The 22749-nt window shown below is 68.7% G+C and carries 22 protein-coding genes; 9 read left to right on the forward strand and 13 right to left on the reverse strand.

The window, feature by feature from the left end; genetic code table 11:
• Window positions 1-10: 10 nt before the first annotated feature.
• The 5 genes from IQ292_RS01290 to IQ292_RS01310 form a co-directional block, all read right to left on the reverse strand.
• Window positions 11-820 (reverse strand): ATP-binding protein, encoded by an 810-nt coding sequence (locus IQ292_RS01290; protein ID WP_203308499.1) that lies wholly within the window; start codon window positions 818-820, stop codon window positions 11-13.
• A gap of 179 nt (window positions 821-999) precedes the next feature.
• Window positions 1000-2979, reverse strand: coding sequence for a tetratricopeptide repeat protein (locus IQ292_RS01295; RefSeq protein ID WP_203308500.1), 1980 nt, complete (start codon window positions 2977-2979; stop codon window positions 1000-1002).
• A complete protein-coding gene (gene prsR, locus IQ292_RS01300; protein ID WP_203308501.1) occupies window positions 2972-4342 on the reverse strand; it encodes a PEP-CTERM-box response regulator transcription factor in 1371 nt (456 codons plus the stop codon). Before prsR ends, IQ292_RS01295 begins: the two co-directional genes overlap by 8 nt.
• On the reverse strand, window positions 4339-6366 hold the full coding sequence (gene prsK / locus IQ292_RS01305; RefSeq protein WP_338057563.1) for an XrtA/PEP-CTERM system histidine kinase PrsK: 2028 nt from the start codon (window positions 6364-6366) through the stop codon (window positions 4339-4341). The genes prsR and prsK overlap by 4 nt, the downstream gene beginning before the upstream one ends.
• Window positions 6363-7751 carry a TIGR03013 family XrtA/PEP-CTERM system glycosyltransferase gene (locus IQ292_RS01310; RefSeq protein WP_203308502.1) on the reverse strand — a complete coding sequence of 463 codons (1389 nt, stop codon included), beginning with the start codon at window positions 7749-7751 and terminating at the stop codon, window positions 6363-6365. Before IQ292_RS01310 ends, prsK begins: the two co-directional genes overlap by 4 nt.
• A 207-nt stretch (window positions 7752-7958) precedes the next feature.
• Between IQ292_RS01310 and IQ292_RS01315 the strand changes: the two genes are divergently transcribed.
• Window positions 7959-9017, forward strand: coding sequence for a mannose-1-phosphate guanylyltransferase/mannose-6-phosphate isomerase (locus IQ292_RS01315; protein WP_203308503.1), 1059 nt, complete (start codon window positions 7959-7961; stop codon window positions 9015-9017).
• Here the strand turns inward: IQ292_RS01315 and IQ292_RS01320 are convergent.
• The 4 genes from IQ292_RS01320 to groES form a co-directional block, all read right to left on the reverse strand.
• Entirely contained in the window at window positions 8965-10587 is a 1623-nt protein-coding gene (locus IQ292_RS01320) for a DUF6311 domain-containing protein (RefSeq protein ID WP_203308504.1), read from the reverse strand. The genes IQ292_RS01315 and IQ292_RS01320 overlap by 53 nt on opposite strands.
• A 108-nt stretch (window positions 10588-10695) precedes the next feature.
• Window positions 10696-11157, reverse strand: coding sequence for a DUF3429 domain-containing protein (locus IQ292_RS01325; RefSeq protein WP_203308505.1), 462 nt, complete (start codon window positions 11155-11157; stop codon window positions 10696-10698).
• 227 nt (window positions 11158-11384) lie between these two features.
• Window positions 11385-13022, reverse strand: a complete 1638-nt coding sequence (gene groL, locus IQ292_RS01330; protein ID WP_203308506.1) for a chaperonin GroEL — start codon at window positions 13020-13022, stop codon at window positions 11385-11387.
• Window positions 13023-13104: 82 nt separating this feature from the next.
• Window positions 13105-13392 (reverse strand): co-chaperone GroES, encoded by a 288-nt coding sequence (gene groES / locus IQ292_RS01335; protein ID WP_203308507.1) that lies wholly within the window; start codon window positions 13390-13392, stop codon window positions 13105-13107.
• Window positions 13393-13662: 270 nt separating this feature from the next.
• Between groES and IQ292_RS01340 the strand changes: the two genes are divergently transcribed.
• The 3 genes from IQ292_RS01340 to IQ292_RS01350 all read left to right on the forward strand — a co-directional run bounded on the left by IQ292_RS01340 (window position 13663) and on the right by IQ292_RS01350 (window position 16440).
• Window positions 13663-13848, forward strand: coding sequence for a hypothetical protein (locus IQ292_RS01340; RefSeq protein WP_203308508.1), 186 nt, complete (start codon window positions 13663-13665; stop codon window positions 13846-13848).
• Between the two features lie 130 nt (window positions 13849-13978).
• Complete coding sequence (gene sppA, locus IQ292_RS01345) at window positions 13979-15883, forward strand: signal peptide peptidase SppA (RefSeq protein WP_203308509.1); 1905 nt, start codon at window positions 13979-13981, stop codon at window positions 15881-15883.
• The gene (locus tag IQ292_RS01350) at window positions 15880-16440 is read left to right on the forward strand and encodes a GNAT family N-acetyltransferase (protein ID WP_203308510.1); all 561 of its coding nucleotides are present in this window, start codon (window positions 15880-15882) and stop codon (window positions 16438-16440) included. Before sppA ends, IQ292_RS01350 begins: the two co-directional genes overlap by 4 nt.
• A 57-nt stretch (window positions 16441-16497) precedes the next feature.
• Here the strand turns inward: IQ292_RS01350 and IQ292_RS01355 are convergent, their stop codons facing one another.
• The 4 genes from IQ292_RS01355 to IQ292_RS01370 form a co-directional block, all read right to left on the reverse strand.
• On the reverse strand, window positions 16498-16689 hold the full coding sequence (locus tag IQ292_RS01355) for a hypothetical protein (protein WP_203308511.1): 192 nt from the start codon (window positions 16687-16689) through the stop codon (window positions 16498-16500).
• Window positions 16686-17066, reverse strand: a complete 381-nt coding sequence (locus tag IQ292_RS01360; RefSeq protein ID WP_203308512.1) for a hypothetical protein — start codon at window positions 17064-17066, stop codon at window positions 16686-16688. Before IQ292_RS01360 ends, IQ292_RS01355 begins: the two co-directional genes overlap by 4 nt.
• Window positions 17067-17163: 97 nt before the next feature.
• Entirely contained in the window at window positions 17164-17796 is a 633-nt protein-coding gene (locus IQ292_RS01365; RefSeq protein WP_203308513.1) for a trimeric intracellular cation channel family protein, read from the reverse strand.
• Between the two features lie 106 nt (window positions 17797-17902).
• Window positions 17903-18574 carry a hypothetical protein gene (locus tag IQ292_RS01370; RefSeq protein ID WP_203308514.1) on the reverse strand — a complete coding sequence of 224 codons (672 nt, stop codon included), beginning with the start codon at window positions 18572-18574 and terminating at the stop codon, window positions 17903-17905.
• A 235-nt stretch (window positions 18575-18809) separates the two neighbouring features.
• Here IQ292_RS01370 and ychF point away from each other — a divergent pair, with 235 nt between their 5' ends.
• The 5 genes from ychF (at window position 18810) to IQ292_RS01395 (ending at window position 22736) form a co-directional block, all read left to right on the forward strand.
• Window positions 18810-19910 (forward strand): redox-regulated ATPase YchF, encoded by a 1101-nt coding sequence (gene ychF, locus IQ292_RS01375; RefSeq protein WP_203308515.1) that lies wholly within the window; start codon window positions 18810-18812, stop codon window positions 19908-19910.
• Window positions 19911-19964: 54 nt separating this feature from the next.
• On the forward strand, window positions 19965-20291 hold the full coding sequence (locus IQ292_RS01380) for an energy transducer TonB (protein WP_203308516.1): 327 nt from the start codon (window positions 19965-19967) through the stop codon (window positions 20289-20291).
• Window positions 20292-20383: 92 nt separating this feature from the next.
• Window positions 20384-20722: an energy transducer TonB gene (locus IQ292_RS01385; RefSeq protein ID WP_203308517.1), complete on the forward strand. Its 339-nt coding sequence runs from the start codon at window positions 20384-20386 to the stop codon at window positions 20720-20722.
• 70 nt (window positions 20723-20792) lie between these two features.
• Window positions 20793-21098, forward strand: a complete 306-nt coding sequence (locus IQ292_RS01390; protein ID WP_420853643.1) for a hypothetical protein — start codon at window positions 20793-20795, stop codon at window positions 21096-21098.
• A gap of 57 nt (window positions 21099-21155) precedes the next feature.
• Complete coding sequence (locus tag IQ292_RS01395; protein ID WP_238940710.1) at window positions 21156-22736, forward strand: hypothetical protein; 1581 nt, start codon at window positions 21156-21158, stop codon at window positions 22734-22736.
• Window positions 22737-22749: the final 13 nt, after the last annotated feature.

The raw sequence follows: 22749 nt of genomic DNA on the forward strand, positions 1-22749 counted from the left end.
GATCAAACTCCTAGACCGCCTTCCCCTCGCGCCCAGCCAGCTCGACGACATATTGCCATGCGACGCGCCCGGATCGACTGCCGCGGCGCGTCGCCCATTGCACCGCGTCAGCGGGATCGAAGGGCAGATCGTGCGCCTCGGCATAGCCTCGCACGATCGCCAGATAGCCGTCCTGGTCGACGACGTGGAATCCCAGGCTGAGACCGAACCGGTCCGCGAGCGCAAGCTGGTCGTCGACCGAATCACGCGGATTGATCGCGCTCGACTGTTCGGCGATGTCACGCACGATCAGGTGGCGACGGTTCGAGGTGACGATCAGCCGGGTATTGGCGGGCCGCGCCTCCGCGCCGCCTTCCAGCAGCGAGCGCAGGATGCGCGCCTCGGCCGCGGCATCGAAGCCGAGATCGTCGAGGAAGATCGCGAAGGCGCGCGGCAGCGGCGCCAGCGTCGCGAACAGATGGGGCAAGTCCGCCAGACGGTCCGCCGCGACCTCGACCAGCGCGAGGGGCGCGCCGTCCGCCTGCACCGCGCCGACCGCCGCCTTGACCAGTGCCGACTTGCCGGTGCCGCGCGCACCCCAGAGCAGGACGTCCTGTGCGGCGTGGCCGGTGGCGAGGCGCGTCAGATTGGCGACCAGGGACGCCTTTTGCGCCTCGACGCCACGCAGCATCGCGAGCGGCAGCGGTGCGAAAGCACGGGCCGCGGCCAGTATGCCGTCGCGCCAGACATAGGCGGGATGGGCGAGCGGATCGGCCGCGGGCGGCGGCGGCGGCGACAGCCGCTCCAGCGCGGCGGCGATACGGTCCAGGGGATCGGCCATGGCCGCGCGGTACAACAAGACGCCCGAAAGCTGAACCGTCGCGATGGGATCGGATGATCGGCAATCCGGCAAGGCCGGATCGGGGCGGTGCCGGCCCCATACTCACCGGGGGCGAGGGCCGGTGCCGCTTCCGCGCAGGTGAACAGACCCTCGGTCCGGCAGCGAGACCGTTGGCGGCCTCAGGCCTTCAAAATGCGCCGGGCGTGGTCGGCGATGACGGGATCGCGCGGGGCGAGCGCCAGCGCCTTGGCGGCGAGCTGGCGCGCGCCGTCGATCTCGCCCGCCGCCGCGAGCGACACGGCATAGGCGTCGCACACGCTCGCGTTCATCGGCTGCAGGCGATAGGCGGCACGCGCATAGACGCGCGCGACCGCGCCCTCGTCCGCGGCCGCATAGGCGTAGGCGAGATCGGCCAGCAGGCCCGCGTCGCGGTCGCCGACGAGCCGGCGCACGTCTTCAAGCGTGTCGATCGCCGAATCCGCGTCGCCGCCCAGCACCTGCCAATGGCCGAGCAGGCGCGCCGCGACGAGGCTCTGCGGGTTTTGCTGGCGGTAAAGCGACAGGGCCGCGGCCGCCGCGCGCGGGTTGCCCGCCCGGCCCCAGGCGTCGACGACGCGCAGCATCGTCGGCTCGTCGAAGGCAAGGTCGGCGGCGCGCGCATAGACGGGTGCCGCCTCCGCGTAACGACCACCGATCGCGAGCGCGTCGCCGAGCGCGAGCAGCGGCGCCGGGCTGCCGGGCGCGCGCGCGACCAAGGCCCGCGCGCGGGCGACCGCCCCCGCCACGTCGCCCTGCGTCAGCTGCGCGCGGATCACGCCCAATATGTAATTGGGGTCGCCGGGCGCGGCGGCGGCATCGGCGACCCGTGCCGCGACGCCCTGGTCGCTGGCGAAGACCGCCGACGGGCCGCGCGTACCGCTGGCTGCGCGGTCCAGCAGCATCGCCGCGCGGACGCGGTCGCCGCTGCGTTCCTGCGCGCGCGCCGCGAGCGTCAGCGCATAAGTATCGGCATCGGCGCGTGCGACGACGGGCGCCAGCGCGGCGATGGCGCCGGCTGCGTCACCCGAGCGGAGCAGCGCCGCCGCGAGGAGACGTCGCATGGTGACGTTGAGCGGCTGCGCGACCGCGAGTTGGCGCCAGGCGTCGATCGCCCGCTCATAGCGGCCGCCGCCATAGGCGACCGCGCCGGCGGCAAGCGTCGCACCGGGCAGGTCCGCGCCGCCCACGCCCGCCCGCTGCAAGAGGTCGCGGGCAAGGTCGGCACGACCGGCACGGGTGGCGAGGATCGCCTGGAGATAGAGCGGCGCGATCGCATCGGGCCTCGCCGCGAGCGCGCGCCGGCTGGCGGCGAGCATGTCGCGATAACGGCCCGCGTCGCCGAGCGTCGCGGCATATTCGACCAGAGCGGGATAGAAATAGGCGTCGCGTTGCAGCGCCGCCTCGAACCAGGGCAGGGACGCGACGAGGCCATAGCGCGTCCGCATCAGCTGCGCCGCGAGCGTCAGCACCACGGGATCGCCGGGCCGCAGGCGCAGGGCATGGGCGCTCGCATCCGCGGCGGCGGCGACCTGCCCCGCGTCCAGCCTGATCCGGCCGAGTGCCGCCCAGGTCTCGCCATCGTCGGGTCGCGCGGCGAGGCGATCGAGCAGCAGCCGCGCGGCTTGCCCGACGTCACCCTGCAGCGCCAGCGCCCCTGCCCGCGCGCGGAGGGCGAGTACATCGCCATCCGGCAGCGGCAGCGCGACCACGCCGCGAGCATCGCCCTGCAACAGCCTGGCGGCGGCGAGATGCCCTGCCAGGCCCGGCGCGCCCGCGGCGCGCGCTCGGCTGAGCGCTCCTTCGGCGGCGTTACCGTCACCCAGCCGGAGATAGGCGTCCGCGAGCAGGCGTTGCGCGGGCACCGATTGCGGTGCGACGCCGAGTACGCGCAAGGCATGATTGCGCGCGGCGCTGTAATTGCCCAGCGCATAGGCGCGGCGGGCATCCGACAGCGCACGCTGCGGATCGACGGGGGCGGGGCGGCGGACGATCAGCGCCGCCGCTGCCGCGGCGATTCCGAACAGGACCAAGACCGCGAGGAGGCGTACCGTCCGCGCGGATGGTGCGGCCCGGCGCTTTCGCCGACGCGGGCGCAGCATCGGATAGACCGCTTCAGCCATGAAGGTCGTAGCTCTTGAGCAGGTCGTAGAGCGTCGGCCGGCTGACGCCGAGCAGGCGCGAGGCGCCCGAGATATTGCCCTCCGCCTGCGCCAGCGCTTGGCGGATCGCGCGCCGGTCCGCCGCCTCTCGCACGGTGCGCAGGTTGAGCGGCACCGGCTCCTGCGCCCGATCGGCAAGGTCCAGGTCGGCGGCGGTCACCTGCTTGCCGTCGGCCATGATCACCGCGCGCTTGACCCGATTCTCCAGCTCGCGGACGTTGCCGGGCCAGCCCCAGCTGCCGATCGCGTCGATCGCATCCGGCGCGAGGCCCGCGACGGGCAGTTTCATCGCCGCGGCATGACGCCGCACGAACTGGCGCGCGAGCAGCACGGCGTCACCGGGCCGCTCGACCAGCGCCGGGATGCGCACGACGATCTCGGCAAGCCGGTAATAGAGGTCCTCGCGGAAGTCCCCGGACGCGACCATCGCATCGATGTCGCGGTGCGTTGCGCAGACGATGCGCGTGTCGACGGCGATGGCCTTGCGTCCCCCGATCCGTTCCAGCGTCCGTTCCTGCAGGAAGCGCAGCAGCTTGACCTGCAACGCCAGGGGCACGTCGCCGATCTCGTCCAGGAACAGCGTGCCGCCCGCCGCCATCTCGATCTTGCCGGGCGTAGTCTTGACCGCACCCGTGAACGCCCCCTTTTCGTGCCCGAACAGCTCGCTCTCGAGCAGCGTTTCGGGAATGGCGGCGCAATTGATCGCGACGAACGCCCCGCGTGCGCGTGGGGAGGCGTCGTGCAGGCCGCGCGCGAGCAGTTCCTTGCCCGTTCCGCTCGCGCCGAGCAGCATCACCGATACGTCCGCGGGGGCGACGCGTTCGACGGTTCGCACGACCCGCGCCATCTCGTCGGACGCATAGATCAGGCCGCCGAAGCTGCTGGCACCCGCATCGGCCCGCTGCGCCAGACGCCGGTTCTCCGCTTCCAGCGCCTGGACGTGGAACGCGCGCGCGACGATCAGGCCCAATGCGTCGATGTCGATCGGCTTGGCGTAGAAATCCCACGCACCCCGGTCGATCGCCATCAGCGCGCTGTCGCGTGCGCCATGGCCCGAGGCGACGATGACCTTTGTATCCGGTTTGGCGGCGAGGATCTCGGCGAGCAGGGCGAAGCCCTCGCTCGTCCCGTCGGGGTCCGGCGGCAGGCCGAGGTCGAGCGTGACGACCGAGGGCTCGTGGCTGCGCAGCGCTTCCATCGCCTCGGCACGCGTCGCGGCGGTAACGATCTGATAGCCGTCATAAGCCCATCGCAGCTGGCGCTGCAGCGCGAGGTCATCCTCCACGACGAGGAGAACCGGCATGGCATCGGCGTGCCCGCTCATGCCGCCGCCTCCGCCGGCGCGGCGAGCGGCAAGGTGACGGTGAAGCGGCTGCCCTCGCCCTCGCGGCTGGTCACCGCGATGGTGCCGTCCATCGCCGCTGCGAGCTGGCGCGCCTCATAGGCGCCGATGCCGAACCCGCCGGGCTTGGACGAGGCGAAGGGACGGAACAGCCGGTCCCGGACGAACGCCGGGCTCATGCCGCAGCCCCGGTCGGCGACGACGATGGTGACGCACCCGTCCACCTCCGCGATCTCGATCGTGACGGGAGCGTCGGGCGCGCTCGCCTCCAGGGCATTCTGCACGAGATGGTCGAGCAGTTGTTCGAGCCGGCCTGGATGCGCGCGCGCGACTCCTGCGCCGCGCGCCTCGACCGGATGCTGGGCACGGCGTCGGCGCGCGATGCGCGCCGCAAGCGCCCCCGCGTCGACCGGCTGGAGCGCCTCGGGCTGGCTCAGGTGATGCTGCGACAGGCGGGACAGGAGCGCATTCATGCGGGCGGCGGAATCCTGGAGGGTGGCGATCATGTCGGCACGAAAAGCGGGGTTGTCGGCATGACGTTCGGCGTTGCGCGCGACCAGACTGACGCCGCTGACCAGATTTTTGATATCGTGCAGGATGAACGCGAAGCGGCGATTGAATTCGTCGAACCGCGCCGCCTCCGCCAGTGCCACGTGCGCGCGCTCCTCGGCGAGATACCCCGCGGCCTGACGCCCGGCGATGCGCAGCAGGTCTAGGTCCTCCCAATCGAGCGACCGGTCCACGGGCGGTCGTGCGAGCAGCACCGCGCCGACGAGATCGCGCCCGTGCAGCAGCGGCACCAGCGCCCAGGCATCCGCCTGCGCCCGCATCCAGTCGGGGACGACCGCGGCTTCTTCGACGGGGGCGAGCCCGCCGCGCACCTCGTCCAGCGCGACGATCCGCTCGCTGCCGGCGAGATGGGCCGCCAGCGCCGCATCGGCGTCGCCGGGGGCGGACCAGTTCCACGCCGCGTCACGCTCGAGCCCCTCGCCCGCCGCGACCAGCAGCAGGCCACCGGGCGAATCGGTAAGGTCCGCCAGCGCTCGCACGACGCGCCGGCCGAGCGGTTCGCCGCTGCCCGGGGCGCCGAGCCGCGCCGCGAACCGCTGCCATTCGACCCGATAATCGTACCGGTGATGGAAGAAATGCTTGGCCAGCTTCACCTTCGCCCACGCACGCAGCCACGGCGCGGTCAGCACGGTGCCGAGCGCGGCGGTGGCGCCGCAGACGATCGCGGTCTCCGCGATCCGCGCATGCGTGCCCGCCAGTCCTTCCGCCACGCGCAGCAGCGCGAGCGTCAGCGCGACATAGAGAAGCACTGCGAAGCCCGACAGCAGGCGAAGCGCCCCGCCATGCGACACGGTCAGCGTCCGGTCCGACGCCATCGCCGCGGGCAGCATCAGCGCGGCGACCGCGACCAAGCCGAAGCCGCGCATCGCCACCATCGCGTCCGGCCAGCCGTCGAGGCCATAGGCGAGGACGGCAAGCGCCAGGTCCATCGTCCACATGCCGGCGAGCGCGATACCGGGCAGTAGCGCGGCCGATCTGCCGATCGCCGCGACGCGGGTCGCATATTGATGGCAGAGCATCAGGCCCAGCAGCGCGCCGACCATGCGGGCGGCAAGCCAAAGGCCGCCGACGGCCGCCGCGACATCCGCGCCCAGCGGCAGCGTCTGGAGCAGGGCGAGCACCACGGCGCCGGCGTTGACCGCGGCAGTGACCAGATACAGGGCCGTCAGCGCGACATTGCCCGCGCGCGCGCGGCGGACCAGATACCATAGCAGGGCGAGCCAGGCGACGTTGCGCAGGCTTTCCGCCAAGGTCGTCACCGGATCGCGTGCCGCGATCCCCGCCACCGCGAGCGCCCAGAGCGCGGTGAGCCCGAGCGCACTCGTCAGCCCCACGCGCGCGGGCAGCGCCGCCGGACCGCGCGCGACCGCCACGGCCAGCACGCCGAACGCGAGCGCGGCGATCGCATAGCCCCACAGGATCAGCGCGAGCGTCACCGCGCCCCCGTCGGCCAGATTACGACGCGGAGCGTCTGGAGGAGGATCAGCAGGTCGAGGAAGGGCGAATAATTCTTCGCATAATACAGGTCGTATTCGAGCTTGTGGCGCGCATCGTCGATCGAGGCACCATAGGGATAGTTGATCTGCGCCCAACCGGTGATGCCGGGCTTCACCATATGCCGCTCGGCATAATAGGGTAGCTGATCCTCCAGCTGCGCCACGAACTGCGGGCGTTCGGGACGCGGGCCAACGAAACTCATCTCGCCCTTCAACACGGTCCAAGTCTGCGGCAGTTCGTCGATGCGGACCTTGCGGATGAAGCGGCCGATCCGGGTGATGCGGGGATCGTCCTTCTCCGCCCATACCGCCTTGCCGCCGACCTCCGCATCCTGCCGCATCGACCGCAGCTTCAGGATTTCGAACGGCTGGTTGTACAAGCCGACGCGGCGTTGCCGGTAGAAGGCGGGGCCGCGTGATTCGATCTTGATCGCGATCGCAGCGACCACGATCAGCGGCAGGGTCAGCGTCAGCAGCAACAGGCTGGCCGCGATGTCGAACGCCCGCTTGACGATGCCCGATACGATCCGCCCGGATGCGAAGCCGTCGGAGAAGATCAGCCACGACGGATTGACGGAATTAAGGTCTATTCGCCCGGTCTCGCGCTCCAGGAACGTCGATATCTCGCACACGGCGACGCCCGTGGTGCGTACACGCAGAAGATCCTTGAGCGGAAGCGCGTTGCGCCGCTCCTCCAGCGCGAGCACGACCTCGGTCGCGCGCCGGTCGATGACATGCGCCGCGAGGTTGGGAATGTCGGCGCGCGCGACCGCATCGTCGACCGCGACGCCGGATTCGCCCATCGCGACATAGCCCGCGACGATGACGTTCGATCCCGGGCGGCGGGCGAGTTCGCCGATGCGCGCGGCCCGGGGCCCTGCGCCGAGGACGATGATGCGCCGCTTGAAAGTGTCGCCGCCGAGCGTCCGGCCGAGCAGCGCGCGCACCGTGACGAGCAGCACGATCGCCACCAACATCGCGTAGAACAGGTTCGACCGCCAGAACGTCAGGGCGGGGACCAGGAAGAAGATCAGCGACAGGAAGAGCACGCCGAGTCCGATCGCGACCGCCAGCCGCGCCGCGGCGAACCGCAACGACAGGAACGAGGCGACGCCATAGGCGCCCACCGATACCAGGGCGACCTGCAACGCGACGACGAAGCTGAGTACCTGCGGGATGCGCGTGGTGATCGATCCGGCCGCCATGCCGATCTGATGCGCCCGAATGACCCAGCCCGCCTCGGCAGCGACGAGCAGCAGCAGGGCATCGACGACCCCAAGCAGCAGCACCGCCTGCGGCACATAATGTTTGAAGAGGCGGATCACCGATCCGGCTCCCGGCTAGCCCGCGCGATCCGCTTTGGTGTAAGCTTTTCCGACACGTTCCCCGATTGGCAGGAAAAGGCAAAGATTTGCTGAACATGTACGATCGCGGACGAATGCACCCGCCGTGGAACAGGAACGTGCCCAAGATTGTTTCGGCATCGCATCCTTTTGTCTAGAGATGCGCCTCCCAGGGAGACTACGACCGTTATGACCATCGTTCCCGTGATCCTCTCCGGAGGGTCGGGCACTCGCTTGTGGCCGATGTCGCGCCCGGAGATGCCCAAGCAGCTGCTCGCACTGACGGCCGAGGAGACGATGCTGCAGCTGACCGCGAAGCGGGCGCATGGGGAAGGTTTCGCCGCACCGATCGTCGTCGCCAATGCGGCGCATGTCCGCGACATCGAAGGGCAACTCGACGCGGCGGGGATCGCGCCGCAGGCCGTGATTCTGGAGCCGGCCGCTCGCAACACCGCCCCTGCGATCGCGCTCGGCGCGCTCGCGGCGAAGGGCGAGGATGCGCTGCTGGTGATGCCATCGGATCACGTCATCCACGACGTCGCCGCCTTTCACGCCGCGATCGAAGCGGCGATGCCACTGGTCGCGGAAGGCTGGCTGGTGACGTTCGGGATCACGCCAGACGCGCCGGAGACCGGCTATGGCTGGATCCAGGTCGGTGAGGAGATCGGCAAGGGTGTCCACCGCGTCGCGCGCTTCGTGGAAAAGCCGCCACGCGAGCGGGCCGAGGCGATGCTCGCGGCGGGCGATTTTGCGTGGAACGGCGGCATTTTCCTGTTCCGCGCGGATATCTTCCTTGGCGAACTGGGACAGCATGCGCCGGCGATGCTGACCGCGGCGCAGGAGGCGATGACCAAGGCGCGGCGCGAGCGGACCTGCGTGTGGCCCGATGCCGCCGCCTTCGTCGCCTCGCCGTCCGACTCGATCGACTATGCGGTCATGGAAAAGGCCGGACGCGTCGCGGTCGTGCCGGTTGCGATGGGGTGGAGCGACGTCGGCAGCTGGGACGCGCTTCACGCGATCAGCGAGCAGGACGACCGGGGCAATGTCCATCGCGGCGAGGTGCTGGCGATCGACACGACGAACTGCCTGCTGCGCTCCGACGGTATCCGCATCGCGGCGGTCGGGGTCGAGGATCTCATCGTGGTGGCGAGCGGCAACGACGTGCTGGTGCTGCCGCGCGGTCGCAGCCAGGAGGTCAAGAAGCTGATCGAGGCGATGAAGGACGGCGGCACGCCCGGGGCCAAATGATGCGGGCACCGTCGAGCGTGGTGACCGCCGCACCTGGCGGCGCGGGTTCGGCGTCGAGCAGCAGGTACAGTCGCCCGCAGCGCAGCCGGCCCGCGCGGAAACCGGCGAGATCGGCTGCGGCGCGCACCTGCGTCACGCGGGGCGTGCGCGCGGCATAGACGGCGCGCACCGGCTTCGCGGCGGACGTCGCGCGCCAGGCGACTTCCTGGAACAGTTGGAGATCGTGCGTGGGCTCGGCGGGAAGAACCGCGACGTCGCGCGCATGCGCCAGCGCCGCCCCCCAGCGGGGATCACGCGTTCGCACGAACGTCGTGTCTCCTCCATGGGTGAGCGTCCGCAGCGCGGTCGCCATTCCCGATAGATCGGCGATTTGCAGCGCGATCAGCGCCATCAGCACCAGTCCGGCGCGGTCGCGCCCCAGCCGGTAAGCCGCGGCCACCGCGAGCAGCACGAGCGCATAGGCGACCGGCCAGAACAGCCGCCCCGAGGCGCGGACCATGTCCAGCGCAGGCGCCAATATCGCCGGCAGGGCGATGCGGGGCAGCCGGTGACCGGCAATGTCGGGATAATTGCTGATCGCCAAGAGCGTCAGCGCGGCGAAGGCGGGCACGAGCCAAAGCAACCGGCGGTGCATGATTCGCTCTGCCGCAGGTCGCGGCCGGACGACGGCGACAACGGCCGCGATCAGGAGAAGCGCCAGCAGTCCCGCACCAAGATACTGGAATCCTTCGAACCCCCTGCCCTCGCGCTGAAGCGTCGCCGGGAGCAGTGTCGAAAAGGACGGATTGCCCGGGTTGACCAGCGCATCGAGCGGCATCGCGAAGGCGCCGTAATTCCCCGCCAGCGCGTACCGCCCGCCCGCCCCCAGCCACCAGGCGAGCGCCGCCACGAGGACGAGCGCCGCCGCCGCGCCCGATATCGCGCTCCGGCGCGGCGGGCCATGCGTTCCGGCGATGCGCGAGGCGGTCGCGCACGCCCAGAGCGCGCCGATCATGACGAGCAGATAGCTGTGCACCAGCGCCGTGACGGCGAGCAGCGGCAGCCACCAGCGGGCGTGGCCTTGACGCGGCTCGAGGTGCAGCCACAGCGCCGCAAGGATCAGCCAGTGCGCGAACAGATTGGCGTGGATGATCCGGTTGAACAAGGTCGGTAGCAGGCACAGCAGCGCGGTCCCGGCCCAAAGCGCGAGCCGGTCCGGCGCGTGACGGCGCAGCAGGGCGGCGGCGAACGCGGCTTGCAGTACAAGACACAGCAGGAACCACGGCCCGACGAATTGCGCATCGCGCGGGAGGAGCGGCGAGAACGGTCGGGTCACAAGGCCGATCAGCGGATTGCTGTCGGTGAAGAGCAGCGGCACCCCCTCCGGCGCGTTGAGCAGCGAAGTGCGAAGGCTCCACGCGGCCGTCGCGTCATGGAGATAGGCGTGCAGTCCGAGGGCGTTCTCGCCATTGTCGCTGCCACGGATCAGCCAGCCGATATGGGACGGATCCAGGATCGCGACGTGGAAGAAGAGCGCGAACAGCGCCGCGGGGATCAGCGCGAACGGCAGGATGGCTAGGGCACGGTGCACAGCGTCCTTCTAGGGTCTGTTCCACTTGCGTGGAAGCGGCGCCCCACCGACACAGCCTTGCTGGATCGCACGCTAGCGATCGGGCGTGGCGGATTGGTCGATGCCGCGTCAGCGGGTGAGCACCCAGGCCCAAAGTCCGGCAAGGCCGAGCAGCGCGACCAGCATCTGGCGCGGACGCAGTGCGGCGAAATAGGCGGGCGCATCGCCATGCTGCGCCGCACGCCGGTCGAGCAGCGCGACGAGCGCATAGCCGAACAGCAGCGGGATTAGCGCGAGTACCGGCGAGGCTAGGACGAGCGCCACGCCCGCGAGCACGAAATAGCCAAGGCTGCTGGCGATGGAGGCGGCCTTCGACGCGGCGGGAAAACCGAAGCCGAAGCCTCGACGCACGCCGGCGATGAAGATCAGGATCATCGCCGCCCATAGGATCCCGAGGTGCAGCGCCCATAGCGGCCAGGGTGGCGGCAGGACCCATGCACCGATCGCGGCGGCGAGAGTGGGCAGCATCGGGCCATAGCCCAGGATGATGCTGTCGGCGGGCGGTGCGGTGCGGGTGGCGTCCTGGCTCATCGCCCGCGGAAACGTGCGGCGCCGGGGCGGGTTGCCTGGCGCGGAAACGCATGCCTGACGAAAAAGGGGAGCGACGGATCGCTCCGTCGCTCCCCTTCTCGAATGGCTTGGCGGACCGCGAAGGCAGAGCCGCCGACCGGACGTCGGACGGATCGGGCATCGCCACCCCCGCCCGCCGCGCCGATGCGGGTCCCCGACCAGCGGCGCTGGCCGGGGCCGCATGCGGCTTAGAAGTCCATGCCGCCCATGCCGCCGCCCGGCATCGCCGGCATGGCGGGCTTGTCTTCCGGCAGCTCGGCCACGGTGGCTTCCGTGGTGATGAGCAGGCCGGCGACCGAAGCGGCGTTCTGCAGCGCGGTGCGCACGACCTTGGTCGGATCGATCACGCCGGCCTGGACCAGATTCTCATACTGGTCGGTCGCCGCATTGAAGCCAAACGACGTGTCCGACTGGTCGAGCAGCTTGCCCGACACGACGGCGCCGTCGTGACCGGCGTTCTGCGCGATCTGGCGGACCAGCGAGGTCAGCGACTTGCGGACGATGTCGATACCACGGGTCTGGTCGTCGTTCTCGCCCTTCAGGCCGTCGAGCGCCTTCGTGCCGTACAGCAGCGCGGTGCCGCCGCCCGGAACGATGCCTTCCTCGACCGCGGCGCGGGTCGCGTGCAGCGCGTCGTCGACGCGATCCTTGCGCTCCTTCACCTCGACCTCGGTCGCACCACCGACCTTGATCACCGCAACGCCGCCGGCGAGCTTGGCGAGGCGCTCCTGGAGCTTCTCGCGGTCGTAGTCGCTGGTGGTGTTCTCGATCTGCGCGCGGATCGCCTCGGTGCGGCCCTTGATCGCGTCGGCGTTGCCAGCACCATCGACGATGGTGGTGTTGTCCTTGTCGATCGTGACGCGCTTGGCGGTGCCGAGCATGCCGACGGTGACGTTCTCGAGCTTGATGCCGAGGTCTTCGCTGATCAGCTCACCGGCGGTGAGGATCGCGATGTCCTCGAGCATCGCCTTGCGGCGATCGCCGAAGCCCGGCGCCTTGACGGCCGCGACCTTGAGGCCGCCGCGCAGCTTGTTGACGACGAGCGTGGCGAGCGCCTCGCCCTCGATGTCCTCGGCGATGATCAGCAGCGGGCGGCCCGACTGGACGACGGCTTCCAGGATCGGGAGCATCGCCTGCAGGTTCGACAGCTTCTTCTCGTGGATCAGGATATACGGATCGTTGAGCTCGACCGTCATCTTCTCCGGGTTGGTGATGAAGTAGGGCGACAGGTAGCCGCGGTCGAACTGCATGCCCTCGACGACGTCGAGCTCGAACTCGAGACCCTTGGCTTCCTCGACGGTGATGACGCCTTCCTTGCCGACCTTCTCCATCGCTTCCGCGATTTTTTCGCCGACTTCCTTGTCGCCGTTCGCGGAGATGATGCCGACCTGCGCGACTTCCGACGAGCCCGAGACGGGCTTCGAACGCGCCTTGACGTCCTCGACGACCTTGATCACGGCGAGATCGATGCCGCGCTTCAGATCCATCGGGTTCATGCCAGCGGCCACCGACTTCATGCCCTCGCGCACGATCGCCTGGGCGAGAACGGTCGCGGTGGTGGTGCCGTCACCGGCGATGTCGTTGGTCTTCGAGGCCACTTCGCGCACCATCTGCGCGCCCATGTTCTCGAACTTGTCCTTGAGCTCGATCTCCTTGGCGACCGACACACCGTCCTTGGTGATGCGGGGCGCACCGAAGCTCTTGTCGATCACGACGTTGCGGCCCTTCGGCCCCAGCGTGACCTTGACCGCGTCGGCGAGAATGTCGACGCCGCGCAGGATGCGCTCACGGGCATCGCGCGAAAACTTAACTTCCTTGGCTGCCATGTGACTGCCCTTTCTAGAATGTGGAAAGTCTCAAAAGTCCCACCCTTCGCACCCTCGTGCGCAGGGTGGTGCGGAAGGCTGGTTAGCCGACGATCCCGAGGATGTCGGATTCCTTCATGATGAGGAGGTCCTCCCCGTTCACCTTGACCTCGGTGCCCGACCACTTGCCGAACAGGATGCGGTCACCGGCCTTGACGTCGAGCGGGGCGACTTCGCCCTTCTCGTTCTTGGCGCCGGCACCGGCGGCGACGACCTCGCCCTCCTGCGGCTTTTCCTTGGCGGTGTCGGGAATGATGATCCCGCCTGCGGTCTTTTCCTCGGCCTCGACGCGGCGGACGAGGACGCGGTCGTGCAACGGACGGAAGTTCATTGCGGATACCCTCTTTAGGTTGTGTGACACTTTTCTGGCACTCCTATGTCGGGAGTGCCAACGGCGGCGGATATGTGCCCGCCCTCGATGAAGGTCAAGAGAGCCGCCGGCGCGATTTAGCGCCGAGTGATCGATCCGTCCCGCCATCCGGGTCGTCCCGCCGCATGCCGCAACGCAGCAAGAAAACGTAACGTCGCAACCATGGAGCGTTGATCCCCGCGGCCTATTTCCCGTGCTCGACCCGCGACCAATCTGAAGAAGGACAGATCGATGCACGGAAAAGACGAAAAGAAGCGTTACCAGCCAAACTGGACGTCGGCGCTGGTGCTCGCGTTCGGCCTGCTCGCGCTTGCCTTTCTCGTCGCGATCGACCGCCCGGGCTGGTGGCATATCAAGCCCGCGACGGGTACCGCGGCGGCCATGTCCTATGCCGCGGAGAAACCGTCGCGCGGGTGACCCTGTCACGCCCCTCCCGCTCGCGGGAGGGGAATCGAGCGCCGATCCTGTGTTGCCTCGGTAATACGGGCCGTTGCCAGCGGGGCGCAGCTGTTCTAGCTCTGTCGGTCACGAGAGCGAGGAGCATGACGTGAAGCTGGTTCGGGGTGCCTGGAAGCTGCTGGTGGCGATCAAGGACGGGCTCGTCCTCGTCGCGATGCTGCTGTTCTTTGGCCTGTTGTTCGCGGCGCTCAACGCGCGGCCGGGATCGAAGCCGATCCGCAACGGCGCACTGGTGCTCGACCTCGACGGGCCGATCGTCGAACAGCCGGAAACGCCCTCCATCACGGCGATGCTGTCCGGCGGCGGCAGCAAGGTGCCCCATCAGTACCGGCTGCGCGATCTGGTGCGCAGCATCGACGCCGGCCGCGGCGACGACCGGGTCAAGGCGCTGGTGCTCGATCTCGACGAGTTCGGCGGCGGCTATCCGGCCTCCCTCAACGAGGTCGCCGATGCGATTCGCCGCTTCCGCGATAGCGGCAAGCCGGTCCTCGCCTACGCAACCGCCTATACCGACGCGGGATATCGGCTTGCCGCCAACGCCAGCGAGATATGGGTCAATCCGCTGGGGGGTACGATATTCACGGGGCCCGGTGGCAATTCCCTGTACTACAAGGGGCTGATCGACAAGCTGGGGGTCAACGTCCACGTCTACCGCGTCGGGAAGTTCAAGAGTTTCGTCGAACCCTATACGCGATCCGACCAAAGCCCGGAGGCGCGTGCCGCCAGCCAGGCGCTCTATGGCGCGCTGTTCGGCCAGTGGCAGGAGGCGATCGCCAAGGCGCGGCCAAAGGCGAACGTACGCGCCTTCCTGACCCAGCCGGACAAGATGATCCTGGGTGCTGGCGGCGACATGGCCAAGGCGAATTTGGCTGCGGGCATCGTCGACAAGCTGGGCGACCGCGTCGCCTTCGGCCAGCGCGTCGCCCAGGTCGCGGGAGCCGACAGCAGCAAGCCGCTCGGCGGCTATGCGGCCATCCCCTATAACGCATGGGTCGATGCGCATCCGTTGCCGCGTACCGGCGACTCGATCGGCGTGGTGACGATCGCCGGCGACATCGTGGATGGCGAGGGCGGGCCGGGCAGCGCCCATGGCGATACGATCGCCAAGGCGATCCTCAACGGCCTCGCGAAGAAGGACCTGAAGGCGCTGGTCGTTCGCGTCGATTCGCCGGGCGGCTCCGTGCTCGCCTCCGAGCGGATCCGCCTTGCCATCCTGGAAGCGAAGAAGAAGGGGCTTCCCGTCGTCGTCTCGATGGGCGGGCTGGCCGCCTCCGGCGGCTATTGGGTGTCGACGCCGGGCGACGTGATCTTCGCGGAGCCGTCGACGATTACCGGGTCGATCGGCATCTTCGGGATCATCCCCAGCTTCGAGGCAAGCCTCGCCAAGATCGGGGTGACGACCGACGGCGTGAAGACCACGCCGCTGTCGGGCCAGCCCGACGTCACGGGTGGCCTCACCCCGATGCTGGACACGATCCTGCAGGCCGGGATCGAGAACGGCTACCGCAACTTCCTCGCACGTGTCGCGCAGTCGCGCCACATGACGCCCGAACGCGTCGACACAATCGCGCAGGGTCGCGTGTGGGACGGCGGTACGGCGCGCCAGATCAATCTGGTCGACCGCTTCGGCAATCTGAACGACGCGATCGCCGAGGCTGCGCGCCGCGCCAAGCTCGACCCGGCGAAGGTCCATGCGGAATATCTCGAGAAGGCGCCGGGCTTCGTCGCCACGCTCGCCGCGTCGCTCAATCGCGACGACGAGGACGGCGCCGGCGACGCCGCGACCAACGGCGGCGACGTGTTCAGCCGGATCGCAGCCGAGCGGCGCGCCACTTTCGCGCGTGCGCTTGGCGACGCGCGACGGCTCGCGACCTCCGGTTCTGTCCAGGCGCGCTGCCTCGAATGCGGCGAACTCGCACCGGCGGCCGCGAGCGCGGGCGATGCGAACCTGGTCGACCTGGTGCTCGCCCGTTTGGGGTTCCAGGGCTGGTGATCGCGCTCCGCGCCGCGACGGCGGACGATGCGGGCGCAATTGCGGCAATCTATGCGCCGCACGTCCTCGCCGGCACGGTCTCGTTCGAGGAGGAGGCCCCCGACGCTCGCACAATGCGCGCGCGCATGGCGGCCTCGCACGGCCTCTACCCGTGGATCGTCGCCACCAGCGGCGAAGCCGAAGGCGGCGTGATCGGCTATGCCTATGGCTCGGAATTCTCGACGCGGCGTGCCTATCGATGGACCGTCGAGACGACGATCTATGTCGCCGACGTCGCGCAGCGGCAGGGCATCGGCCGCCTGCTCTATCCGGGGTTGATCGCGACGCTGCGCGAACAGGGCTTCACACAGGCGATCGGCCGCATCGCGCTGCCCAACGAACGTTCGATCGCCCTGCACGAGGCAGTCGGCTTCCGCCGCGCCGGCGTGTTCCGCGAGATCGGGTACAAGCACGGGCAGTGGATCGACGTTGGCTATTGGCAGCGCGAACTCGCCGAACCGGGCGCACCCCCGGCAGAGCCACGCCCCTTCGTCGACGTCGGGGTCGTACGGGGGTAAGGCCGGCCAAAGGGCATTCGCGGGATAACGCTCGCCATAGGCCGGCCCGCTCAGGCACTATTTAGTTGCATCGGGAAGCAGGGCGTTCAGGGCGAGACCGGCCGGCAGAAGGTGACCGAGCCCGAACATGTGCGCGAGAGTATAACCGACGAGCGGTAAAATCGGCCAGAAAACCATCAGCGCAGCGAATAGAATCAGGGTCTTGTAGCCCGCCTCGCCGAAGCGGACGCGTTTCCACTCCGCCTTCAACAGCAGCCGTGCCTTGCTTTCGATGTCCGCTGCCGCAACGTCGACGTCAAACGCCGCGGCTGCGCGCGCAGGTCAATCCGCAGTGCCGCAATGGCGTCCAGAACATCCTTCCATTCGCTTTTAGCTGGATTTTCGCGCAGGTTGATCCGCGTTGCGGCCTCGTCGAATGCCAGCCAGGCGGCGTCTCCCGTGCCGCCGGTGCATCGAGCAAGCTGCCGCGACGCGGCAAGCAGCTTGCTCAGATCGGTACGCTGGTCGTTTATCCAGGATTGGCGAAATTCCGAGACCTTAGTTCCCCGTACGACGACAAAGCCAAATATCGTCAGCGCCGTCGCAATCGGACCAAAGCCGATCAGGGCGAATTGTGTAGCGTTCATGATTTCCCACTTCTGATGTAACCACTGCGAAGTGAGCCAGAGATCGTCAAAGCTTCGGCTGACTCGACGCGGGAGACTGGTTCAGAATGAAGGAGAACTACCGCCGCCCCCGATAGGCGGGCAGGCCCAGATGCCAGTGGATGGCCGCTGCGCGCAGGCCGAAGCCTGCCAGCGCGGCGGCGACCGCGGCGGGCGCGCTGGGAATACCGGCGAGGTTCAGCGCGACATAGCTGGACGAGGACAAGGCGGCGGCGGTGACATAGAGTTCGGGACGCATCAGGATCGAAGGCTCGCCGGCCAGCACGTCGCGAATGATCCCCCCGACGCAGGCGGTCACTACGCCCATGACCGCGGCCGGGATCGGCGGGATGCCATAGCCGATCGCCTTCGCCGCGCCATAGACCGCATAAGCGGCAAGCCCGACCGCATCGAACCAGGCCAGCGCGCTGTCGCGCCACCAGCGTTCGGGCGTGACCCAGATCACGGCGGCCATCGTCAGGCAGACGGTCGCTGCCCGCGCGTCATGGACCCAGAAGACCGGCGCGCCGATCAGCAGGTCCCGCACCGTTCCGCCGCCGACGCCGGTGATCAACGCGAAGAAGGCCAGCGTCACTGCCGTCTGTCCCCGCTTGGCCGCGGCGAGCGCGCCCGAGGCGGCGAACACGGCAAGCCCGGCGACATCGAACCAGGGCGCGAAGGCGGGCAGCAGCAGGGCGGTGGGCGTCAACATGGCACCGCCTGCCTAGCGAAAGCCGACCGCGAAGAGTACCGCCCGCAGTGCGCGATCCAGCGAGGCCGGATCGGGCCGGCACCGCGTCCACGCACTAAATCAAACTCTAGAAGCGGTGCCCGATCACCAGATTGACGATGGGGTTGATCGGACTTTCGATCGCGTTGCGCTCCGCCCGGGTTTGACGCGCGACATTGGCGACGTCGTTATAGGCTCGCCCCTGCATCGCGCCGACCTCGAACCCGACGCTGGTGTCCCGGTCGACCCGATCGGTATAGCCCATGGTCAGTGCGGGTGCGCGCCGCATGTTGGTCTTCATCCCGGGAATGTTCAGCCGACGCAGACTGGGCAATATGCCGCGCATCGCGATCTCGGACGGTCCCATCGGCCGCGGGTTGAAGACGCGCGTCCCCATCGACAGGTGGAAGCCGTGATCGCCGGCCGGGAAGAAGTCGACCATCTGCCCCGTCATGCGCGAATGGAACATCTCGCGCGAACCATCGCCGACCGACTGCACGGTCACGCGCATGCTCAGCTTGCCGGCGAGCCGGGCCGAGCGCTCGACCGATCCGCCCGCCGCCACGGGCGCGAGCGACAGACGCATCGGCCCCCGCGGTGCGGGCGCAGCGGCGGGCGGGAGGAAGGGCGCGTTCGGTATCGACGCCGCCGGCACCGCAGGCGATGGGGGAATTGCGGGCTGCGCCGGCGACTGCGCACCGGCGGCACCATTCAGGCCGATCACCGCCAGCGCTGTGCTGCACCACACCAGTCGACGCATGTGTTCTCCCACCACAGCGATCTCATTCCACGCCGACCGTCCCCACGGCCGCCGTCCCGCTGCATACCACAGACGACGCGCGGCGGATCAAGGCACAATTGTGGCATGCCTGTCATGCGGCGAACCGTGCATTTCTGTAGACGAAAAGAGGGAACCGCTTAACTGCTGGTCAAGCATGGTGCAGCCGGGTAAGGGCGCGACCTTCCCGTCCATTTTGCAGAACAGAGTTTTCCTCATGGGTTTCCGCTGCGGCATCGTGGGCCTGCCCAACGTCGGCAAGTCCACCCTCTTCAACGCGCTGACCGAGACTGCTGCGGCGCAGGCGGCCAATTACCCGTTCTGCACGATCGAGCCCAACGTCGGCAACGTCGCCGTGCCCGATCCCCGGCTGTACGAGCTGGCCAAGATCGCGAATTCCGCCAAGATCATCGAGACGCAGCTCGCGTTCGTCGACATCGCCGGCCTGGTGCGCGGCGCCTCCAAGGGAGAGGGCCTGGGCAACCAGTTCCTCGGCAACATTCGTGAGGTCGACGCGATCGTCCACGTGCTGCGCTGCTTCGAGGACGGCGACGTCACCCATGTCGAAGGCAAGGTCGACCCGATCGCGGATGCGGAGACGGTCGAGACCGAGCTGATGCTGTCCGATCTCGAAAGCCTGGAAAAGCGCGTGCCGGCCCTGATCAAGAAGGGGCAGCAGGGCGACAAGGACGCCAAGATCGGTGCGAGCGTGCTCGGCCAGGCGCTCGACCTGCTACGCGAGGGCAAGCCGGCGCGGCTGACGCAGCCGAAGGACGCCGAGGAGGCGCGCGTCTTCTCGCAGGCGCAGCTGATCACCGCCAAGCCGGTGCTCTATGTCTGCAACGTCGAGGAGGCCAATGCCGCTGCCGGCAACGCGCATTCGGCGCGGGTGTTCGAGAAGGCGGCGGCAGAGGGCGCGGAAGCGGTGGTCGTCTCCGCCGCGATCGAGGCGGAAATCGCGACGATGGTGCCGGAAGACCGCGGCGAATTCCTCTCCGAACTGGGGCTGACGGAAACGGGGCTCGGCCGCGTTATCCGTGCCGGCTACAAGCTGCTTCACCTCCTCACCTTCTTCACGGTCGGTCCCAAGGAGGCACGCGCCTGGACGGTCCATGCGGGTGCCAAGGCGCCACAGGCGGCGGGAGAGATCCACACCGACTTCGAACGCGGCTTCATCCGCGCGGAAACGATCGCCTATGACGATTACGTCAAGTTCGGCGGCGAAAGCGGCGCGCGCGATGCGGGCAAGCTGCGGCAGGAAGGCAAGGACTATGTCGTCCACGACGGCGACGTGATGCTGTTCCGCTTCAACGTCTGACGGCGGCAATCACTATCGCATTGCTGGACCGCACCAGTCGGATAAGGTGAGGGTATGTCTATATACGCCTTATTCAATGTGCCTCTGCAGGATCGTCTGGTCACGCCAATCCATCCGGAAACGTGGTTTCCAAATACGCCATATCCGCGTGAGGCGCGGGAACGGCACGAGCAAGGTGCTGTCTCTGTCGAGGTGGTCGTTGATGAAAAGGGGCGTGTCTCCGGATGCGCGGTGACCTTCTCCAGCGGATCTGCTGCTTTGGATGAGATGACATGCACGCTGGCCCGCCGAAATGGGCGCTTCAAGCCTGCGATTACCAATGGCGTCCCGGTACGCGCCACCTATTCTCTTCGAAGCATCCGATGGGTACTTAATCCCTGATTTGCTTGTTATTTGTGATGCGAATGTCACGCGGCGAGTTGTCGAGTGTGACGCGGCGTGACAGGCAGAAAACGCGCGGTTAGTATAGGTCCATGTCGATCCTACTTCTGGCGCTCTTCCTGCAGGACTTGAACGGCGACTTGCCGCCCTCGCCCATCCGCGACGGCAGCGACTGGTTTCCAATGACGCCCTATCCGGCTGAAGCGCTCGCCAAGCGACAGCAGGGCAAGGTCTCGGCGATGCTGGCGATCGACGCCAAGGGGCGCGTCGTCGGATGCCGTATCACCAGCTCGAGCGGGTCGGCCGCGCTCGACCGGCAGACGTGCGAGCTGGCGCGACGCAATGCGCGGTTCGTCCCGGCGTCGCATGCCGGCACCGCGGTGGCGGGAAGCTTCGCCCTACGCGACGTCACTTGGGTGCTGCCCGAATGATCGCGCGTCGCGCCCGAGAGGCTGGCGACCCCATGGTGACGCGGGTCGCGGTTCGCGCTAGCGCGTGACGATGCTGTTTCGGCTGCTCCTGGCCCTCTTGCTCGCGACCTTCGCCATGCCCGGCGCGGCGCCGGCTGCCTGTCACGATGCGATCGAGGCCGCGCCGCACGCCATGGCGACGGATCGCCATCCTACCCCTCGATCGGATGCCGATGCGGTTCACGGCTGTATCGGCTGTATCCCGCCCAGCGACTGGTTGCGCGCACCGCTCGTGGCAGCCGCTCCGGCGTCGCGGCCGGTCCTGATCGCGCGGGCCATGCGACTGGATGTCGGCCAGGGGACGCCGCCAGCCCTGCCACCGCCGCGAACCGGCTGAGCGCGCGGGGCGATGCCCCGCTGACTCGGACCAATATTCGCGAAGCGAGACGACACTATGTTAGCGACACATTTGCTGGCGGCGCTTGCCGCGGGCGGCATTGCGCCCGTCGCGGCGCAGGACCATCACGCCATGCCTGGCATGGCAATGCCGGCGACATTCGACCAACCGGCGACGACCGACGGAAAACCTCGCCGATCCGCAACGGCCGGCCATCATGCCGGCACGGGCCATGCTGCCGCGGCGCCTACCGCGACCGCAGCGGCGAAGGCGGCGCAGCAGCCGGACATGGGCCATGCCGCGTCCGGCAGCATGACGATGGGTCAAGCGGCCATGGATCATGCGGTGATGGATCACGGCGCGATGGGACACGACGGCATGGCGATGCCGGCCTTCACCGCGCCGGCCGCCTATCGCGACGCCGCGTCCGACGCATGGGCCAAGGCGCCTCCCGGCGCCCCACCGGCAACGATGTCCATGGGTGCCGGCGGTGGATGGTACCAGACGGGCAGCGGCACCAGCCGCCTCCCCGCGGGCGAGGGGCCGATGCGCGGCGCGATGATCCACGCCGGCGACTGGATGCTGATGGCGCATGGCTATGCCTGGGGCGTCGCGACGCGGCAGGGCGGTCCGCGCGGCGGCAGCGACGCTTTCGTCGGATCGATGGCCATGCTGATGGCGGACCGCGATCTGGGCGACGCCTTCCATGTGCAGGTACGCGGCATGGGCAGCCTGGAACCGCTGATGGGACCGCGCGGCTATGCGAATCTGTTCGCCACCGGCGAGCTGGCGAACGGCCGCCCGCTCGTCGACCGCCAGCACCCGCACGACCTGTTCATGGAGCTGTCGGCGCGGCTCGATGCGCGGCTGGGCGAGAATGCGACCGCCTTCGTCTATGCCGCTCCCGTCGGCGAGCCGGCGCTCGGCCCGAGCGCGTTCATGCATCGGGCCTCGGCCCGCTACCTGCCGATGGCGCCGATCACGCACCACTGGTTCGATTCGACGCACATCACCTACGGCGTCGTCACCGCCGGCTATGCGGGACCGAGGGTCCAGCTGGAGGCCTCGGCGTTCCGTGGGCGCGAACCGGACGAGCATCGCTGGGACATAGAATCGCCCAGGCTCGATTCGTGGAGCGTGCGCGGCACCTGGACCCCCTCCCCCTTCTTGGCCGTGCAGGTCAGCCATGGCCGGCTCGACAGTCCCGAGCAGCAGCATCCCGGCGAGGATGAGGCACGGACCACGGCCAGCATTTCCTACGCGCGCGCCGGCCTCGCGCTAACCGGCGCCTGGTCGCGCAAGACGCGGCTCGCCCCTAGCGGTTCGGATGGCGCGTCACTGACCGCGTGGCTGGGCGAGGCGACCTGGGAAATCGACCGTCGCCATGCGATCTTCGGCCGGATCGAGAATGTCGCCAACGACGAGCTGTTCCCGGCCGATGACGATCCGCGCCACGACATCGCCTATCGCGTCACCAAGGCGGAAGCGGGCTATGCCTATCGCCTGCCCATCGTGGGACCGCTCGGGGTCGCGCTGGGCGGGACGGTCGCCGTCTATGATAGACCCCGTGCGATCGCAGAGGCCTATGGGCATCCGGTGAGCGGGACGGTCTTCGCGAAGTTCGCGCTGGGCCTGTAGCATCGGGGCGTGC

Source organism: Sphingomonas beigongshangi (assembly GCF_016820445.1).
GTDB classification, from domain to species: Bacteria; Pseudomonadota; Alphaproteobacteria; order Sphingomonadales; family Sphingomonadaceae; genus Sphingomonas; species Sphingomonas beigongshangi.

What these genes read in the sequence shown, in the direction of transcription:
- IQ292_RS01290 (WP_203308499.1), bottom strand. Translation starts at nt 820, where the DNA reads ATGGCCGATCCCCTGGACCGTATCGCCGCCGCGCTGGAGCGGCTGTCG.
- IQ292_RS01295 (WP_203308500.1), bottom strand. Translation starts at nt 2,979, where the DNA reads ATGGCTGAAGCGGTCTATCCGATGCTGCGCCCGCGTCGGCGAAAGCGC.
- prsR (WP_203308501.1), bottom strand. Translation starts at nt 4,342, where the DNA reads ATGAGCGGGCACGCCGATGCCATGCCGGTTCTCCTCGTCGTGGAGGAT.
- IQ292_RS01315 (WP_203308503.1), top strand. Translation starts at nt 7,959, where the DNA reads ATGACCATCGTTCCCGTGATCCTCTCCGGAGGGTCGGGCACTCGCTTG.
- IQ292_RS01325 (WP_203308505.1), bottom strand. Translation starts at nt 11,157, where the DNA reads ATGAGCCAGGACGCCACCCGCACCGCACCGCCCGCCGACAGCATCATC.
- groL (WP_203308506.1), bottom strand. Translation starts at nt 13,022, where the DNA reads ATGGCAGCCAAGGAAGTTAAGTTTTCGCGCGATGCCCGTGAGCGCATC.
- groES (WP_203308507.1), bottom strand. Translation starts at nt 13,392, where the DNA reads ATGAACTTCCGTCCGTTGCACGACCGCGTCCTCGTCCGCCGCGTCGAG.
- IQ292_RS01340 (WP_203308508.1), top strand. Translation starts at nt 13,663, where the DNA reads ATGCACGGAAAAGACGAAAAGAAGCGTTACCAGCCAAACTGGACGTCG.
- IQ292_RS01360 (WP_203308512.1), bottom strand. Translation starts at nt 17,066, where the DNA reads ATGAACGCTACACAATTCGCCCTGATCGGCTTTGGTCCGATTGCGACG.
- IQ292_RS01365 (WP_203308513.1), bottom strand. Translation starts at nt 17,796, where the DNA reads ATGTTGACGCCCACCGCCCTGCTGCTGCCCGCCTTCGCGCCCTGGTTC.
- IQ292_RS01370 (WP_203308514.1), bottom strand. Translation starts at nt 18,574, where the DNA reads ATGCGTCGACTGGTGTGGTGCAGCACAGCGCTGGCGGTGATCGGCCTG.
- ychF (WP_203308515.1), top strand. Translation starts at nt 18,810, where the DNA reads ATGGGTTTCCGCTGCGGCATCGTGGGCCTGCCCAACGTCGGCAAGTCC.
- IQ292_RS01380 (WP_203308516.1), top strand. Translation starts at nt 19,965, where the DNA reads ATGTCTATATACGCCTTATTCAATGTGCCTCTGCAGGATCGTCTGGTC.
- IQ292_RS01385 (WP_203308517.1), top strand. Translation starts at nt 20,384, where the DNA reads ATGTCGATCCTACTTCTGGCGCTCTTCCTGCAGGACTTGAACGGCGAC.
- IQ292_RS01390 (WP_420853643.1), top strand. Translation starts at nt 20,793, where the DNA reads ATGCTGTTTCGGCTGCTCCTGGCCCTCTTGCTCGCGACCTTCGCCATG.
- IQ292_RS01395 (WP_238940710.1), top strand. Translation starts at nt 21,156, where the DNA reads ATGTTAGCGACACATTTGCTGGCGGCGCTTGCCGCGGGCGGCATTGCG.